This is a genomic window from Amycolatopsis lexingtonensis, assembly GCF_014873755.1.
GTDB lineage: Bacteria > Actinomycetota > Actinomycetes > Mycobacteriales > Pseudonocardiaceae > Amycolatopsis > Amycolatopsis lexingtonensis.
The window spans coordinates 7,401,677-7,416,822 of the sequence record NZ_JADBEG010000001.1 but is presented as its reverse complement, the minus strand read 5'-3'; the positions used below and the strand labels follow the sequence as shown (position 1 = coordinate 7,416,822).

General features: G+C 71.1%; 16 protein-coding genes. 14 read left to right on the top strand and 2 right to left on the bottom strand.

The window, feature by feature from the left end; genetic code table 11:
- Window positions 1-28: 28 nt before the first annotated feature.
- On the top strand, window positions 29-2,356 hold the full coding sequence (locus tag H4696_RS34190) for a transglycosylase domain-containing protein (protein ID WP_249026847.1): 2,328 nt from the start codon (window positions 29-31) through the stop codon (window positions 2,354-2,356).
- Between the two features lie 34 nt (window positions 2,357-2,390).
- On the opposite strand, the gene H4696_RS34185 is transcribed toward H4696_RS34190, so the two are convergent.
- Window positions 2,391-3,434, bottom strand: coding sequence for a Gfo/Idh/MocA family oxidoreductase (locus tag H4696_RS34185; RefSeq protein WP_086856529.1), 1,044 nt, complete (start codon window positions 3,432-3,434; stop codon window positions 2,391-2,393).
- Window positions 3,435-3,490: 56 nt separating this feature from the next.
- Here H4696_RS34185 and H4696_RS34180 point away from each other — a divergent pair, with 56 nt between their 5' ends.
- Together H4696_RS34180 and H4696_RS34175 are read left to right on the top strand one after the other, a co-directional pair.
- Window positions 3,491-4,549: an ROK family transcriptional regulator gene (locus tag H4696_RS34180; RefSeq protein WP_086856495.1), complete on the top strand. Its 1,059-nt coding sequence runs from the start codon at window positions 3,491-3,493 to the stop codon at window positions 4,547-4,549.
- Window positions 4,550-4,597: 48 nt separating this feature from the next.
- Window positions 4,598-6,148 carry a glycosyltransferase family 87 protein gene (locus tag H4696_RS34175; RefSeq protein WP_086856494.1) on the top strand — a complete coding sequence of 517 codons (1,551 nt, stop codon included), beginning with the start codon at window positions 4,598-4,600 and terminating at the stop codon, window positions 6,146-6,148.
- Here H4696_RS34175 and H4696_RS34170 read toward each other — a convergent pair.
- Window positions 6,145-6,918, bottom strand: coding sequence for a deoxyribonuclease IV (locus tag H4696_RS34170; RefSeq protein WP_169734820.1), 774 nt, complete (start codon window positions 6,916-6,918; stop codon window positions 6,145-6,147). The genes H4696_RS34175 and H4696_RS34170 overlap by 4 nt on opposite strands.
- Before the next feature lie 115 nt (window positions 6,919-7,033).
- On the opposite strand from H4696_RS34170, the gene H4696_RS34165 reads away from it, so the two are divergent.
- From H4696_RS34165 to H4696_RS34115, 11 genes are all read left to right on the top strand, one after another.
- Complete coding sequence (locus H4696_RS34165) at window positions 7,034-7,822, top strand: hypothetical protein (protein WP_086856492.1); 789 nt, start codon at window positions 7,034-7,036, stop codon at window positions 7,820-7,822.
- A gap of 123 nt (window positions 7,823-7,945) precedes the next feature.
- Entirely contained in the window at window positions 7,946-8,860 is a 915-nt protein-coding gene (locus tag H4696_RS34160; protein ID WP_192782683.1) for a hypothetical protein, read from the top strand.
- Window positions 8,861-8,947: 87 nt separating this feature from the next.
- The gene (locus H4696_RS34155; protein WP_086856491.1) at window positions 8,948-9,868 is read left to right on the top strand and encodes a hypothetical protein; all 921 of its coding nucleotides are present in this window, start codon (window positions 8,948-8,950) and stop codon (window positions 9,866-9,868) included.
- A gap of 102 nt (window positions 9,869-9,970) precedes the next feature.
- Window positions 9,971-10,297 carry a 30S ribosomal protein S6 gene (gene rpsF, locus H4696_RS34150; RefSeq protein ID WP_176742059.1) on the top strand — a complete coding sequence of 109 codons (327 nt, stop codon included), beginning with the start codon at window positions 9,971-9,973 and terminating at the stop codon, window positions 10,295-10,297.
- 17 nt (window positions 10,298-10,314) lie between these two features.
- Window positions 10,315-10,827, top strand: coding sequence for a single-stranded DNA-binding protein (locus H4696_RS34145; RefSeq protein WP_086856490.1), 513 nt, complete (start codon window positions 10,315-10,317; stop codon window positions 10,825-10,827).
- Window positions 10,828-10,869: 42 nt separating this feature from the next.
- A complete protein-coding gene (gene rpsR, locus H4696_RS34140) occupies window positions 10,870-11,118 on the top strand; it encodes a 30S ribosomal protein S18 (protein WP_003098744.1) in 249 nt (82 codons plus the stop codon).
- A 14-nt stretch (window positions 11,119-11,132) separates the two neighbouring features.
- Window positions 11,133-11,594 (top strand): 50S ribosomal protein L9, encoded by a 462-nt coding sequence (rplI, locus tag H4696_RS34135; RefSeq protein ID WP_003098743.1) that lies wholly within the window; start codon window positions 11,133-11,135, stop codon window positions 11,592-11,594.
- 128 nt (window positions 11,595-11,722) lie between these two features.
- Window positions 11,723-12,076 carry a hypothetical protein gene (locus tag H4696_RS34130; protein ID WP_086856489.1) on the top strand — a complete coding sequence of 118 codons (354 nt, stop codon included), beginning with the start codon at window positions 11,723-11,725 and terminating at the stop codon, window positions 12,074-12,076.
- Window positions 12,073-12,669 (top strand): DUF3558 domain-containing protein, encoded by a 597-nt coding sequence (locus H4696_RS34125; protein WP_086856488.1) that lies wholly within the window; start codon window positions 12,073-12,075, stop codon window positions 12,667-12,669. The genes H4696_RS34130 and H4696_RS34125 overlap by 4 nt, the downstream gene beginning before the upstream one ends.
- Before the next feature lies 1 nt (window position 12,670).
- A complete protein-coding gene (locus H4696_RS34120; RefSeq protein WP_192782682.1) occupies window positions 12,671-14,014 on the top strand; it encodes a hypothetical protein in 1,344 nt (447 codons plus the stop codon).
- 85 nt (window positions 14,015-14,099) lie between these two features.
- Entirely contained in the window at window positions 14,100-14,888 is a 789-nt protein-coding gene (locus tag H4696_RS34115) for an ESX secretion-associated protein EspG (protein WP_086864087.1), read from the top strand.
- Window positions 14,889-15,146: the final 258 nt, after the last annotated feature.

Below are 15,146 nucleotides of genomic sequence, written 5' to 3'. Positions count from 1 at the left end.
GTCCGCAGCCCACCGTGGAGGACGGCCCGTGAACCACGACCGGCAGCCCGAACCCCGACGTCGTCGCGCCCGGCGGCCCGTGCCGCGTGCCGGACTGCTGGGCAGCGAGCCCGACCTGATCACCCACCACGCGCACAACGGGACCGAGCCGGACGAGCCGCCGACCGTGCCGATCATCCGGCAGCGGGCCGGTGAGCCGCCGCGCCGGCCGCGCCCGCTCACCGCCCAGGACCTGCGGCGACGGCGGTGGCGGCGGGTCCGGCGGATGGGGTACGTGGCCGCGGGACTGTTCTTCGTCGTCCCCGGGATCGCCTTCGCGCTCACCTACCTCGCCGTCGACGTCCCCTCGCCGGAGACGATCGCGCAGGCGCAGGGCCAGGCGGTCACCTACCTGTTCAGCGACGGCACCGAAATGGGCAAGGACGTCCCCACCGGCGGCAACCGGCAGATCCTCGCACCGAACCAGATCCCGGACGTCGTCAAGAAAGCCGTGATCGCCACCGAAGACGCGTCGTTCGAGACGAACTCCGGCTTCGACGTCGGCGGCATCCTGCGCGCGGCCTACAACCAGGTCACCGGCGGCCCCGGCGGCGGCTCGACGATTTCACAGCAGTACATCAAGAACGCTTCCGGCGACGACGACCCGACGCTGACGCGCAAGTGGGTCGAGCTCGCGAAGTCGTTCAAGATGAACCAGACCTACGACAAGGCGGACATCATCACCGCCTACCTCAACATCATCTACTTCGGCCGCGGCTCGTACGGGATCCAGGCCGCCGCGCAGGCGTACTTCGGCAAGGACGCCGGTCAGCTCGACTACTCGCAGGCCGCGCTGCTCGCCGGGCTGATCCAGCAGCCGGGCCGCTCGGAAAACCAGACCGTCGCGACGAACCGGTGGACCACGGCGCTGGACCGGATGCTCAAGAACGGCTACCTGACGCCGGCCCAGCGCGCCGCCGCGAAGTTCCCGACGCCGATCCCGCTGCGGGAGAGCAAGCAGGCCGGCGCGCTCAACCCGTTCCTCAAGAAGCAGGTCAAGGCCGAGCTGGCGGCGCAGGGGATCGACGAGAAGCAGTACTACTCGGGCGGTTTCCAGGTCTTCACCACCATCGACTCGCAGGCGCAGCAGTCGGCCGAGAAGGCCGTGGCCGAAGGGATGGCGGACCAGACCGACGACCGGATCCTGAACGCGCTGGTGGCCGTCGACCCGAAGACCGGCGGCGTGCTCGCCTACTACGGCGGCGAAGCGATCGTGAAGGGCCCGAACGGCGAGGACCTCGCCGGGCGCGACTGGGCCGACGAGGCGCACAACCCCGGGTCGTCGATGAAGCCGTTCGACCTGGCGGCGTTCCTCAAGCTCGGCCGTGGCCTCGACGCGCGGTTCGACGGCACGTCCCCGCGCACGTTCCCCGGCGTCGACCTCCCGATCCGCAACGCCGGGGACAGCAGCAGCTGCTCGCAGCAGTGCACCGTCTCCGAGGCGATGCAGCGGTCCACGAACACGGTGTTCTACGACATGGTCCTCAACGTGACGAAGCCGAGCGGCGTGGCGGAAGCCGCGCGCGAGGCGGGCATCCGGACTAAGGACAACGGCGGCCGCAGCGAGCTGTTCACCGGCGACAACAACATCTCCATCGGCGGGGGCGGCACGCAGGTCACGCCGGCCGACATGGCCTCGGCGTACGCGACCTTCGCCGCGGGCGGCGTCCAGCGCGACCGGCACTTCGTGCAGAAGGTGACCAACGCGAACGGCGAAACCGCGTACGAGGCGAAGCTCCGCTCGATCGACGCGTTCGCCGACAACGACACGCAGAAGAGCGCGCAGATCGCCGGGAACGTGACGGCGGCACTGGCACCGGTGATCCCGTTCTCCAAGCTGAGCTGCCCGGCCGGCCACGAGTGTGCGGGCAAGACGGGGACGCAGCAGCACACGCCGCAGAACGACGAACCCGCGTCGGCGGCGAACGCGAACTCCCAGACGTGGATGGTGGGCTACACGCCTTCGGTGTCCGCCGCGGTCTGGGTGGGCAGCGACGGCGACAAGGCCCTGCGCGGCCCGGGCGGCGCCCCGCTGTTCGGTTCGACGCTCGCCGGCCCGATCTGGGACCGGTTCATGCAGCTCTACCTGAGCGGACGGCCGGGCGAGCGCTTCGACCGCGTCGCGGCCATCAGCTCGCCACAGGACCGGGTGCAGGTCCAGCAGCCGCCGCAGCAACAGCAGCGGGACCAGCGGGATTCGGTCCAGTTCGGCGACGGCGGCAACCGGCAGCAGAACGACCAGCTCGACCGGATCCGCGAATTCCAGCAGCGGCTGCAGGAACTACAGGACCAGCAGCGCGGCCGAAGGAGGCCGTGACCTCGGAGCTGGGGGTCACCGAGGTCACGGCCGGTCAGAGGGCGACCACAGTGCCTTCGACGCCGGAGCGGTGCGCGGCTTCGATCACGCGCAGGGCCGCGACCGACGACTCGGGGTCGACCGGGAAGTCGCCTTCGCCGCGCAGCGCGTCCCGCACCTGGGCGTAGAACTGCTCGTAGCGGCCGGTTTCGGTCGGGACGGTCTTGACGTCGTTGCCGACGCCGATCTGGCCCGCGTCCGACGCCGGCTCGACGCCCCACGCGTCGTCGCCCGGGCGCATGCCCGCCTTGATCTGCGGTTCCTGCACGTCGAGGCCGTACTTGGTGAAGGTCGCCTGGTCGCCGAGCACCCGGAACCGCGGGTTCTGCGTGCCGGCGAGCGCGGACGCCCACAGGTGCGAGCGGACGCCGTTCGCGTGGTGCAGCGCGACGAAGACGTCGTCGTCGACCTGGACGCCGGCCCGGCGGCGGTCGGTCTCCGCGTAGACGCGGGTGACCGGGCCGAACAGCTGCAGCGCCTGGTCGACGATGTGCGCGCCGAGGTCGTAGAGCAGGCCGCCGGCCTCGGCCGGGTCGCCGAACTCGCGCCAGTTGTCCTTCGGCTTGGGCACCCAGCGGTCGTAGCGGGACTCGAAGCGGAAGACCTCGCCGAGCTTCCCGGACTCGAGCACCTTCCGGACGGTGAGGAAGTCGGAGTCGAGCCGCCGGTTCTGGAACACGGTCAGGCCGACGCCCGCCGCCTTCGCCGCGGCCACGACCCGCTCGGCCTCGGCCGCGGTCGGCGCGAACGGCTTGTCGACGACCACCGGCAGGCCTGCCTCGATCGCCCGCAGCGCGAGCGGCACGTGCGTACGGTTCGGCGTGCTGACCACGACGAGGTCGAGGTCGCCGGCGTGCTCGAAGAACGCGTCGGCGTCCGGCACAACCTCCGCACCCGGGTGGTCGGTGCGCGCCTGGGCGGCGTTGGACGAGGTCGTGATCACCGCGGGGGTGAGCCCGGGCGTCGCCGCCACCAGCGGGGCGTGGAAGACGCGGCCGCCGATGCCGTACCCGAGAACACCCACGCGCAAGTCACTCATGCCCGCCATTAAACAACACTGTTGCGTAATTGGCCAGACGTGCGAAGATCCTGTCCATGGCGGACACCGGGGTCAACCTGCGCGGCGTGCGGGAGCACAACCGCGCCCTGCTGCTCACGCACATCCTGCGCGCCGGTGGCCTCAGCCGCGTCGAACTCGCCGAACGCACCGGGCTGACCCAGCAGGCCGTCTCCAAGATCGTGCCCGAACTCCTCGACGCCGGCCTGCTGGACGAACAGCGCCAGCCGTCGACCGGCGTCGGCAAGCCGCGGACCCTGCTGACCATCCGGCCCGGCGCCCGGCACGCGCTCGGCGCCCGCCTCGACCGCGACGAGTTCCGCGTGCTGCGCACCAACCTCATCGGCGAGGTCGAAGAGACCGCGGGCGGCCCGCTGCCGCCCGGGTTCACGCCCGAGCAGGCCGTCGAGGCCGTCGGGAACGCCGCGCTCGAGCTCGCCGACGGCTTCGACGTGCTCGGCCTCGGCCTGGGCGCGGTCGGCCCGCTGGACCACCTCGCCGGAGTGGTCCGCGACGCGACGAACATGCCCGGCTGGCACGACGTCCCCCTGCGCGACCTGCTGGAGAAGCGCACCGGGCTGCCGGTGACGCTCGACAAGAACACCAACGCCGCCGCGTTCGCCCGGCTGTGGCCGCACGGCGAGCCGACGGCGACCGCGGTGGTGCTCGCCGGCACCGGCATCGGCGTCGGCCTGCTGATCGACGGGCGGCTCTACCGCGGCCCGCGGACCAACGCGGGTGAGTTCGGGCACACCACGATCGCCTACGACGGGCCGGTCTGCGCCTGCGGGCGGCACGGCTGCGTCGAGATCATGGCCAAACGCGCACCCGACACGCGGGCCGCGGCCGGCTTCCTCGGTATCGGGCTCGCCGACCTCGTCCAGGTGCTCGACCTGGAGCGGATCGTGCTGGCCGGGCGGGCCGTGCGGGACGAACCGGGCGTGCACCGCGACGCCGTTTCGGACCGGCTCGAGGAGCTGCTGCCGCTGCCGCACTGGCAGCGGATCGAGGTCGTCGAAGACACCTCCGGCGAGGAGCTCGTCACCCGCGGCGCCGCCGCCGAGGTCCTGGCCTCGTACTACGCGAATCCGGCATGATCACCGGCTTCACCGCCGTGCTCCGCGATCACCGATACGATCCGCCTCGTGCCAGAGGAGACCACGCGCGAGCCGGACCCCGGCCCCGTGACGCTGACCCGGGCGGACCGGGTCGTCCCGAGCTGGAACGAGCCACTCGCGGCGGCGGTCACCAGACCCGTCGGCGGCCCGCTCGGTGAGCACGCGGCGATCGGCAGGCACTGGTTCTGGTCGCCCCAGCGCGTCGGGCTGCTGCTCGCCACGCTCGCGCTGATGCTCTGCTGGTTCGGCAAGGGCTCCTGCATCCAGCAGTACCAGGACTCGAGCGGCGCCACCCAGCTCGACTGGCGCGCGGGCCGCCCGTTCGTTGCGATGTGCTACTCCGACATCGTGCCGCTCTACAGCTCCGAGCGGCTCGACCGGCCGGGCACCTTCCCGTACTACACGTCGTGGAAGGAGAACTCGCAGACGGCGGAGAACGGCACCCGGTACATGGAGTACCCGGTGCTCACCGGCCTCTTCCAGTGGGCGAACGCCAAGCTCGCGGCGGGCTGGTACCACGTCGCCGAGGCCGGCTGGCTGCCCGGCGGGCTGCCGGTGGCCATCTACTTCGACATCACGGCGTTCTTCCTGGCGCTCGCCTGGCTCGTCACCGTCTGGGCCACCGGGCGGACCATGAAACGCCGGCCGTGGGACATGGTGCTGGTGGCGATCTCGCCACTGGTGCTGGTGCACGCGTTCACCAACTTCGACGCGATCGCGACCGCGTTCACCGCGACGGGCCTGCTGGCCTGGGCGCGCAAGCGGCCGCTGCTCGCGGGGCTCCTGCTCGGCCTCGGCGCGACGGCGAAGCTCTACCCGCTGTTCCTGCTCGGCGTGCTGTTCTTCCTGTGCCTGCGCGCCGGGAAGCTGACGCCGTTCTGGAAGACCGCGGGCGTCACCGTCGTGACGTGGCTGGCGGTGAACGCGCCGTTCATCCTCACCGCCACCCGCGGCTGGTGGGAGTTCTTCCGGATGAGCACCCTGCGGCCGATGGACCCGGACTCGCTGTACAACGTCCTCTCGTACACCACGGGCTGGGCCGGCTTCGACGGCGTGCTGCAGAAGAACCAGACGCCGGCGTACCTGAACCTCACGGTGGCCGTGCTGTTCCTGGCGTGCTGCGCGGGCATCGCGTACCTCGCGCTCGCGGCGCCACGGCGGCCGCGCGTCGGGCAGCTCGCGTTCCTGGTCGTGGCCGCGTTCCTGCTGACGAACAAGGTGTGGAGCCCGCAGTACTCGCTGTGGCTGGTGCCGCTGGCGGTGCTGGCGATCCCGCGCTGGCGGCTGCTGCTCGGCTGGATGCTCCTCGACGCGCTGGTCTGGGTGCCGCGGATGTTCTACTACCTCGGCGTCGACCACAAGGGCCTGCCCGAAGGCTGGTTCCTCGGCACGGTCGTGGTGCGCGACCTGGCCGTGGCCGCGCTGTGCGTGCTGGTCGTCCGGGAGATCTACCGCCCGTCGGCCGACCTGGTCCGGATGGACGGCGACGACGACCCGGCCGGCGGCTTCCTCGACGGCGCCCGGGACGTGATCATCCCGAACGCCACGCGGCGCCGCCGGAAGGCCGTGGCCGTCTAGCCGAGCTTTTCCCGCAGGTAGGCGATGTCGGCGGCCTGGCCGTCGGGCGGGGTCTCGACGACGACCGGCGCGCCCGCCGCGCGGGCGACCTCGACCAGCACCTCGGGGTCGATCGTGCCCTCGCCCTCGACGACGTTGGCGTGCCGGTCGCGGGTCGAGCCGAACTCGTCGCGCGAGTTGTTGAGGTGCACCAGGTCGATCCGGCCGGTGATGGCCTTGACCTTCTCGACGGCGGTTTCGAGGTCCCAGCCCGCGGCGAACGCGTGGCAGGTGTCCAGGCAGAACCCGGCACCGAACTCGCCGACCTTGTCCCACAGCCGGGCGATGACGTCGAGGTCGCGGGTCATCGCGTTCTCGCCGCCCGCGGTGTTCTCGATCAGGATCGGGACCTTGAAGCCGCCCTTTTCCTGCTCGCGCTCGAAGAGCTTGCGCCAGTTGTCGAGGCCCGTCTCGGCGTCGTCGTTCGCGCCGACGTGCCCGCCGTGCACGATCAGGCCCTTCGCGCCGATCGCCGCCGCGCCGTCCGCGTGCTGGGTGACGTTCTTGCGGGATGGGATCCGGATCCGGTTGTTCGGCGAAGCCACGTTGATGAGGTAAGGAGAGTGGATGAACACCTCGACGGGGTCGGCCGCGATGGCCTCGCCGTGGGGGTGCGGCTTCGGGGCCTTCCAGCCCTGCGGGTCCGAGAGGAAGAACTGGACGACGTCGGCTTTGCGCTCGGCGACCGCGGTCAACGGGTCGTCGTCACGGACATGGGCGCCAATCAGCATGCCGAGCACGCTACTCCGGGTTCTCCTTTCCCCTGCGGGACCGGTTGGTGACGCTCGTGGAGTACCGTGAGCGCGTTCCGTGATCCAGAATCGGTCCGACTGCCGGAGGGCATCGATGGGGAAGCAGCTCGCACGGATCACCGCACTGGGGTTCACTTTCGCCGCCACGGCCGCCTTGGCGATGCCGGGCGTCGCGAGCGCGGACACCAGTCCGACCCTCGGCGGCGACTGCGCGGCCACGCTGCAGAACGGCCAGGCCCGCGACGCGAAGACCGGTCTCGTGCTCGACGCCGGCGCCCCGCTGAACTCGCCGAACCAGCTGACGGTCGGGCTCGACTCGACCTCGCGGAACACGAACGGCACCGCGCCGCTGCTCACGCTGCCGGTCGGCGACACCGTCCGCGCCCTCGGCATCGGCGACGTCCCGGTGGTCGGCGACGTCGCGGCGAAGGGCGTCTGCCCGGTCGCGCAAGGCACGGTCAACACGGTCGGGAACATCACCCAAGGCGTCGCCGACGAGCTGCCGCCGCTGCCGCTCCCGCCGGCACCGAACCCGCCGCAGCCCGCGCCGCCGTCGCCGGTGCCGCCGGGGCCGAATCCGCCGGGCGACAGCACCGGCCCGGTGACCACCGGCCCGGGCAACGCGGGCCTGCCGGGCGACGCGATCTCGGGCATCTTCACCAACGCCGCGCTGCTGCCGGGCACCCTGGTGCAGGCACCGGTGGTCGCCCAGATCATCCCGGGCCAGCAGGTCCCGACGGTCGACGCGCAGCGGTCCGGCACGGCGGAGGCCCTGCCGGGACTCACGCCGCCGGCGAAACTGCCGATGCTGCTGGCGGTACTGGCGCTCGCGATCGTGGCCGCGGCCCTCGTCCGGGCCTGGATCCGCCGCAAGCCCGCCTGATCTTGACTCAGGGTGACGCCCGCTTCCACTCGAATGCCGGACATTTCTGAGCGAGCGGGCGTTACTCGTCTGCCCTAACGTCGTTGTCCTGGGAAAGAGGCCACGACACCAGGGGCGGCGCGCATGCAGGAGCGGACACGGAGGGCAACGGCGGTCGGTGCGACGGCGTTCGTGCTCGCTGGTTCGGCCGTGCTCGGCCTGCCCGGCACGGCGTCGGCCGAGACGAAGACCGTGGCGTGCGGCAGCACCGTGAGCGCCAAGCCCGGCGACACGATCCAGGCCACCACCCCGCTGCTCGGGCTTCCGCTCAACCTGGGCGTCGTCACCGAGGGCACCAAGGTCCTGACCGGCACCATCAACGCGATCCTCGGCACCCTCTGCCAGGTCACGGTCAACGTGGTGAACACCGTCGTCTCCCCGGTGCCGGTGGTCGGCGCGCCCGCGGCGAGCGCGATCAACCAGGGCGTCCAGGGTGTGACCAGCGGGACCCAGCAGGGCCTGACGGCGTTGAGCGGCGGCGGCGGCCAGCCCGCCCCCCAGCAGCCCGGTACCGGCGGCAACCCGCAGCAACCGCCGTCCGGCGGCACCGGAGGCGCGCCGCAGGGTGGCACCCCGCAGGGCTCCGGCGGCATCCCGGAAGCCAACAGCCCGTTGCTCCCCGGCTTCTCCGGCGGCGGCGCCGGCCCGGCGTTCGGCGGCTTCCCGTTCAGCATCGGCACCGGCTACGCCCCGATGCGCGACTACAGCGGCATCCCCTTCGCGACGGCCGGGTTGTTCACGCCCTCGCCCGCCATCCGGTACGGCAGCCAGATCCCGGGTTACGCCCCGCAGTACGGCCTCACCGGCCCGGACGGCACCGCGGCCGACGGCAGTTCCGGCGTCCAGACGGCGGGCCGCGCCGAGGCGCTACCGTCCGCATCGGACGGTTTCACGAACGGGTCGAATCTGCCGCTGCTGATCGCGGTCCTGGCACTCTCCGGAGTCAGCGCGGGTCTCGTCCGCACCTGGGTGCTCCGCCGAATGGCCGCTGCGAATTGACCCGACTGCCGAGTATCTTTCGCGTATCTCCTTCGTTGATCCTGGTGTTGCCCGGAACGACGCCCCCGTAATCCCCTTTGGAGGACAGTGCTCGTGCGGAAGATCCCCACCTGGCAGACGACCCGCCGCGCACTGACCGTCACCGCCGTCGCCGCCTTCGTGGCCGGGGGAGCGTTCCTCTCCTCGGGCACGGCTTCGGCCGCCACGACGCTCGCGGGCACCTGCTCGGGCGCGGTGAACGGCAGCATGGGCGACACCGTCGCCGTGCAGGGCACGTCGGTGAAGGAGTTCGTCCGCAAGGGCGCGCAGGACTACGTCAACTCGCACCTCTGGACCGCCCTCTCGGTGTGGCCGAACACCATCGCCGACACCATCGCGAGCAAGGGCGCGCTCGCGGTCGGCCAGGTGCCGAACTCCGCCGGCGGCACGATCGCGGGCTCCGCGATCGGCGGCGCCGTCGCCACCGCGCTGAAGGGCTCCAACGGTCTCGGCGTGCTGGACAGCACCAAGACCGAGGTGCTCAACGCGGTCTCGGCGAACGTCGCGAAGAACTGCGGGCTGACCACCGTCGCCACCAACTACGCCCCGCCGAGCACGCCGGGCGCGGGCGGCACCGGCACCCAGCCGGGCGGCGGCACCGGGACCGTCCCCGGCGGCACCTCGGGCAACCTCTCCAACCTGAACCCCGGCACCACCGGCGGTACGGGTGGCAGCGCGCCGATGCGCGACTACAGCGGCATCCCCACCGCGACCGCCGGCACGGCCGTCGCCCCGGGCGTGCGGTACCCGGCGAACGGCACCCTGCCGGGTGACGCCGCCGCGCCGCAGGCGGGGCCGGGCGACCAGAGCGGGCAGGGCGCGGACATCCGCGACGCCGGCAACGCGCAGTCGCTCGCCTCGAACGGCGCTTCCAACGACGTGCAGCTGCCGATGCTGCTGGCCGTGATCGTGCTGGCCGGCGTCACCGCCGGGCTCGTCCGCACCTGGGTCCTGCGGCGCGCGAGCTGACCCCGCCGTCCGGTCCCGCCGGTACCCCCAGGTAGCCTTACCTGGACAAACCCTCCTGCCACGGACAGTCCGTGGCCGCGAGCCCATAGGAGGTGAGTGGTTGTGTCACGCCATTACGAGGTAATGGTCATCCTGGACCCCACGCTCGACGAGCGCACGGTCGCCCCGACCCTCGACACGTTCCTCAACGTGATCCGCACTTCGGGCGGAAGCGTCGAGAAGGTCGACGTCTGGGGCCGTCGTCGCCTCTCGTACGAGATCAAGAAGCACGCGGAGGGCATCTACGCCCTGCTCGACCTGAACTCGTCCTCGGACGCGGTGAAGGAGCTGGACCGCCAGCTGTCGCTGCAGGAGACCGTGCTCCGCACCAAGGTCATGCGCCGCGAGGTCAAGCGCGCCGCGGCCAAGCCCGCTGCCGCCAAGGCCTGAGCCCGAGGGGAACCCCGATGGCTGGAGACACCGTCATCACGGTGGTCGGCAACCTGACGTCCGACCCGGAACTGCGCTTCACCCCGTCCGGTGCGGCGGTCGCGAACTTCACCGTCGCGTCCACCCCGCGCACCCTCGACCGGCAGTCCGGCGAGTGGAAGGACGGCGAGGCGCTGTTCCTGCGCTGCAACATCTGGCGGCAGGCGGCGGAGAACGTCGCCGAGTCGCTGACCCGCGGCGCCCGCGTCGTCGTGCAGGGCCGCCTCAAGCAGCGGTCGTTCGAGACGAAGGAAGGCGAGAAGCGCACCGTCGTCGAGCTCGAGGTCGACGAAATCGGCCCCTCGCTGCGCTACGCCACGGCCAAGGTCAACAAGGTCAGCCGCGGTGGCGGCGGCGGTGGTGACTTCGGCGGCGGCGGCGGAGGCGGTGGCAACCGCGGTGGCGGCGGCGCACCGGCCGACGACCCGTGGGGTTCGGCCCCGCCGGCCGGCGGCGGTGGCGGCGGCTTCTCGGACGAGCCCCCCTTCTGATCTCGCACACATCCACCAGATTTGAATTTCCAGGAGTAGACAGTGGCCAAGCCACCCATTCGGAAGCCCAAGAAGAAGGTCTGCGTGTTCTGCAAGGCCGAGAAGAAGGGCCGCCCGGAACTGATCGACTACAAGGACACCAACCTGCTGCGGAAGTACATCTCCGACCGCGGCAAGATCCGTGCCCGTCGCGTCACCGGCAACTGCAGCCAGCACCAGCGTGACATCGCCATCGCGGTCAAGAACTCCCGCGAGATGGCGCTGCTGCCCTACACCTCGACCGCGCGCTAAGGGAGGGCACTGAAATGGCGAAGATCATCCTCACCACGGACGTGGCCAACCTCGGCGGCCCCGGCGACATCGTCGAGGTCAAGGACGGCTACGCGCGCAACTACCTGCTCCCGCGGGGCTACGCGATCGTGGCCTCCAAGGGCGCGGAGAAGAACGTGCGCACCATCCAGCGCGCGCAGGAGAGCCGTCGCATCCGCGACCTCGACCACGCCAAGGAGATCAAGGCGACGCTGGAGGGCCTCGGTGCCATCCAGCTCACCGGCAAGGCGGCCGAGGGCTCGAAGAAGCTCTTCGGTTCGATCACCGCCGGCGAGATCGTCGACGCGATCAAGGCGGCCGGTGGCCCGCTGCTCGACAAGCGCGTCATCGAGCTCCGCGACCACATCAAGACCGTGGGCAAGCACTCGGTCGGCGCCCGGCTGCACCCGGACGTGAAGGTCGACGTGCGGCTCGAGGTCAAGGCCGTCGCGCAGTAAGGCAGTACCTCGTTGGAAGGCGGGTCGTCCCTGGTGGGCGGCCCGCCTTCACGCGTTTCGGGGGGAACCCCGGACAGGCGGGCGGCGTCGGAGGAGAATGGGCGGGGACGCGAAGGGGATGGATCCGGATGGCCAATGAAGTCAACATGTCAGCACCGGCCGGTGGCGGTGGCTTCACGTTCGACGCCGACAAGATCGACGCCGTCATCAAGAAGTGGCAGGATCTGCGGGCCGACCTGAAGCGCGACTACGACGACGCCAACCTGATGGCGAACGTGAAGGCGCCCGGCAAGGAGTTCGCCAGCGAAGACTGGGAGAAGCTCGCGAACCCGTCCGGCAAGGCCTTCCTCGAGCAGAACCGCAAGATGCAGGAATACGTCACCAACTACATCGACGCGCTGACCGCCGCGAAGCAGAAGATCACCACGAAGGAGTCGGACACCCAGGCCGACATGGCGAAGACGGGGAACCAGCCCACGTGAACCGACGACTGCTCGCCGTCCCGGCACTGGCTTTCGCCGTGCTCGCCGTCGCCGGGTGCGCCGGCAAGACCAGGGGCACCGCCAACGCCGCGCCGTCGACCGCCGAATCGAGCAGCGAGACCCGCTCCGTGGCCGACACCGCGCCGCGGGTGCCCAGTCCGCTGAACACCGGTGCGATCACCTCGGACGCCTGCGCGACGCTTTCGGCGTCGGCGCGCTCCGACCTGGGGTTCGGCGAAGGCGAACCGCGGACCACCGGCAACGGCCCGAGCTGCACGTTCACCGAAGCGGCCGACCCGGGCAACCAGATCGACGTGACCACGGTGACCGCGAACAAGAACGGCCTCCAGGACGTCTACGACACCAAGGCCAACGACGCGTACTGGGGCGAAACCCAGGCCGCCGGCTACCCGGGCGTCTACGCCGCCGCGGTCGACGACCGCAAGAACGGCAAGTGCGGCCTGTTCGTCGCGGTGACCGACGAGCTGGCGGTCAACATCCTGGTGCAGTACGACAACGGCGCCGGCGCTTCGGACCCGTGCTCGGTCGCGATGAAGTTCGGCGAGTCGATGATCCACACCCTGGGAGGCTGAGATGCTGGAACTGGTGCTGCTGGGCGGCTTCGCCGCCTACAACATGGCCACCACGCACTCCGACGACCACACCTCGACGCAGGGCGACCGGAAGATCGACTGCTACGACATCTGGGAAAAGATCACCAACGGTCCCGGCGCGGGCTCGATCGCGAACGGCCAGTCGGCGGCGAACCGGCTCAGGGGCGCCTACGCCGAGCGGCTCAGCACCATCGACAGCCTGGCCAAGGAGATGGACGCGGCCTGGACGGGCGGCGGCTCCGAGGCGGCGCAGAACGCCGGCGCCCACCCGCTGCGGGTGTGGATGGAGGACTCGGGCACCAAGCTCACCGAGTCCGACAAGTACCTCGGCGAGCAGCACACCGCCTTCACCACCGTGCACACGCAGGTCCAGGAGGTCCCGAAGGACCCGCCGAAGAACAACCTGCTCAACGCCGTGACGCCGTGGACGACCGACACCGACCGGGCGATCCGCGACTACAACGCCAAGGGCCAGGCCAACGTCGACGCCTTCAACACCTACTACAAGGCGAGCAACGACAACGGCCAGAAGATGCCGACGTACTCCGCGCTCAAGGGGCAGCAGGAGAACGTCAACGTCGACGGCGGCAAGGACGGCAAGAAGAAGCCGGGCGGCGACGGCAACGGCGACGGGACTGGCAACGGCACCGGCACCGGTACCGGCTCGATGCCCGGCGTGAACATGCCAGGTGCGGGCAGCGTGCCCTCCTTCGGCGGCCAGCCGACCACGCCCGGCGGCAAGTTCGACCCGTCCCAGATCCCCGGCGGCAACTACACCCCGCCGAAGTTCGATCCCTCGCAGGTCCCCGGCGGCAAGTTCGACCCGTCCCAGATCCCCGGCGGCAGCTACACCCCGCCGAACTTCTCCGACGGCACCCACTCGTCCGGCTTCACGCCGCCGAAGATCCCCGGTGCCGGCGGGTTCGGCCCGGGTGGTTCGGGCGGCGCAGGCGACTTCTCGATCCCCGGCGGCGGGGGCTTCGGCCCCGGCGGGTCGGGCGGGATCGGCGACCCGTCGGGCTTCGGGCCGGGCGGCGTGGGCTTCGGGCCCGGCGGCTCGACCGGTGCGGCCGAGCCCGGTGGCGCGAGCGCGGGCCGGGGCGGCATGGGTGCCGGCGCCGGTGGTGGCGCGATGGGCGCGGGCGGTGCGGGCGCCGGCCGGGCCGGTGCCACCGGGATGGGTGGCATGGGCGGCATGGGCCACGGCGCCAAGGGCCAGGGCGGCGGCGACGAGGAACGCACGTCGAAGTACCTCCTCGGCGACGACCCGAACGACATCTTCGGAACCGACGAACTCACCGCGCCGCCGGTCATCGGCGAGTAGCGCACGCGGGAGCACCGGGCGCGTGCCAAGATGAGCGCGCCCGGCTCCTTCGGGTTCACCAACTGTCTTCAATGGGGGAAGTGCGGTGCTGGACAGGCAAGTCACCATCTCGACCGGCACCCTGGTCAACCTGATCCGGCGCCGGGGCGGCGAGCCGCACACGGTGCTGGTGGAAACGCCGACCTGGTACAGCGACGAGGCCCAGCGCGCCGAGGACGAGCGGGTCAACGCCGAGCTCGCCAAGGCCGGGCTGTTCGGCCCGCGCGGCATGCACCCCGGCTTCGTCGCGACGGTCGAGGCGATCGCGCGGCCGCAGCTGGAGTACTACGGCTGGATCGACGGCGGCTTCCAGGGCAAGCCGGTCAGCTACCGGCTGCTCGGCGGCAGTGCCGGCGGTGAGGCGTTCGTGCTGGCCAAGCACGAGGAGCTGGACGCCGTCGTGCTGGCGTCGTCCCGGCCCGGCGAGCTGCTCGACGACTTCCTCGGCCAGATCCCGAAGCTGGCACCCGGCCGCGGGACGCCGCTGGCGGTGCCGAAGAGCCAGATCGAAGGAACCGCCCGGGGCGACGAAGGCGAGTTCGCGGTGCTCCGCAACGACCGCCCGGCCGAAGGGTCGCAGGAGGCCGACGAGCTCCGCCGGATCCTCGCGTTGCGCCGAATGGGCAGCGGCAGCCTCTACGTCGCGGCGCGCAACCGGACGGGCGCGCGCCACCGGATCGAACGCCCGGTGAACTACATCGATACGTCGGAAGGCCGGTGGCTGACCGAAGAGATTCCGGGGCGTGGGGAGAACCGGATCGCCTTCACCCCGGCCGACCAGCGCGTTCTCGCTGACCGGTTACGCAGCGCACAGGGCCGGCTCACCGCGGCCTGACGCCGGCGCCGTTCAGCCCACCGGGTGGCCGCTCTACTGTCCGTGATATTCATCCACAGGCCGTGGGGCTCAATGGGTCCGAGCTGGTCCACGACACGCCGAACGACGGACTTCGCGCGACACGCCGCACGAGTTTTGCGTCACTTCTCCACAGCTTGTACACAGCCCTTGACCTGCGGTTTCCGCGAAGCCGATCACGCTTGTCCCCAACTTGTCCACAGCTCTCGCGGCACCTGTGATTGGTTACCCCCATTCATC

Excerpts from the sequence above, each read along its gene's own strand:
- rplI (WP_003098743.1), top strand. The coding sequence starts at position 11,133 with ATGGCGAAGATCATCCTCACCACGGACGTGGCCAACCTCGGCGGCCCC.
- H4696_RS34145 (WP_086856490.1), top strand. The coding sequence starts at position 10,315 with ATGGCTGGAGACACCGTCATCACGGTGGTCGGCAACCTGACGTCCGAC.
- H4696_RS34160 (WP_192782683.1), top strand. The coding sequence starts at position 7,946 with ATGCAGGAGCGGACACGGAGGGCAACGGCGGTCGGTGCGACGGCGTTC.
- H4696_RS34185 (WP_086856529.1), bottom strand. The coding sequence starts at position 3,434 with ATGAGTGACTTGCGCGTGGGTGTTCTCGGGTACGGCATCGGCGGCCGC.
- H4696_RS34165 (WP_086856492.1), top strand. The coding sequence starts at position 7,034 with ATGGGGAAGCAGCTCGCACGGATCACCGCACTGGGGTTCACTTTCGCC.
- H4696_RS34170 (WP_169734820.1), bottom strand. The coding sequence starts at position 6,918 with ATGCTGATTGGCGCCCATGTCCGTGACGACGACCCGTTGACCGCGGTC.
- H4696_RS34130 (WP_086856489.1), top strand. The coding sequence starts at position 11,723 with ATGGCCAATGAAGTCAACATGTCAGCACCGGCCGGTGGCGGTGGCTTC.
- H4696_RS34180 (WP_086856495.1), top strand. The coding sequence starts at position 3,491 with ATGGCGGACACCGGGGTCAACCTGCGCGGCGTGCGGGAGCACAACCGC.
- H4696_RS34120 (WP_192782682.1), top strand. The coding sequence starts at position 12,671 with ATGCTGGAACTGGTGCTGCTGGGCGGCTTCGCCGCCTACAACATGGCC.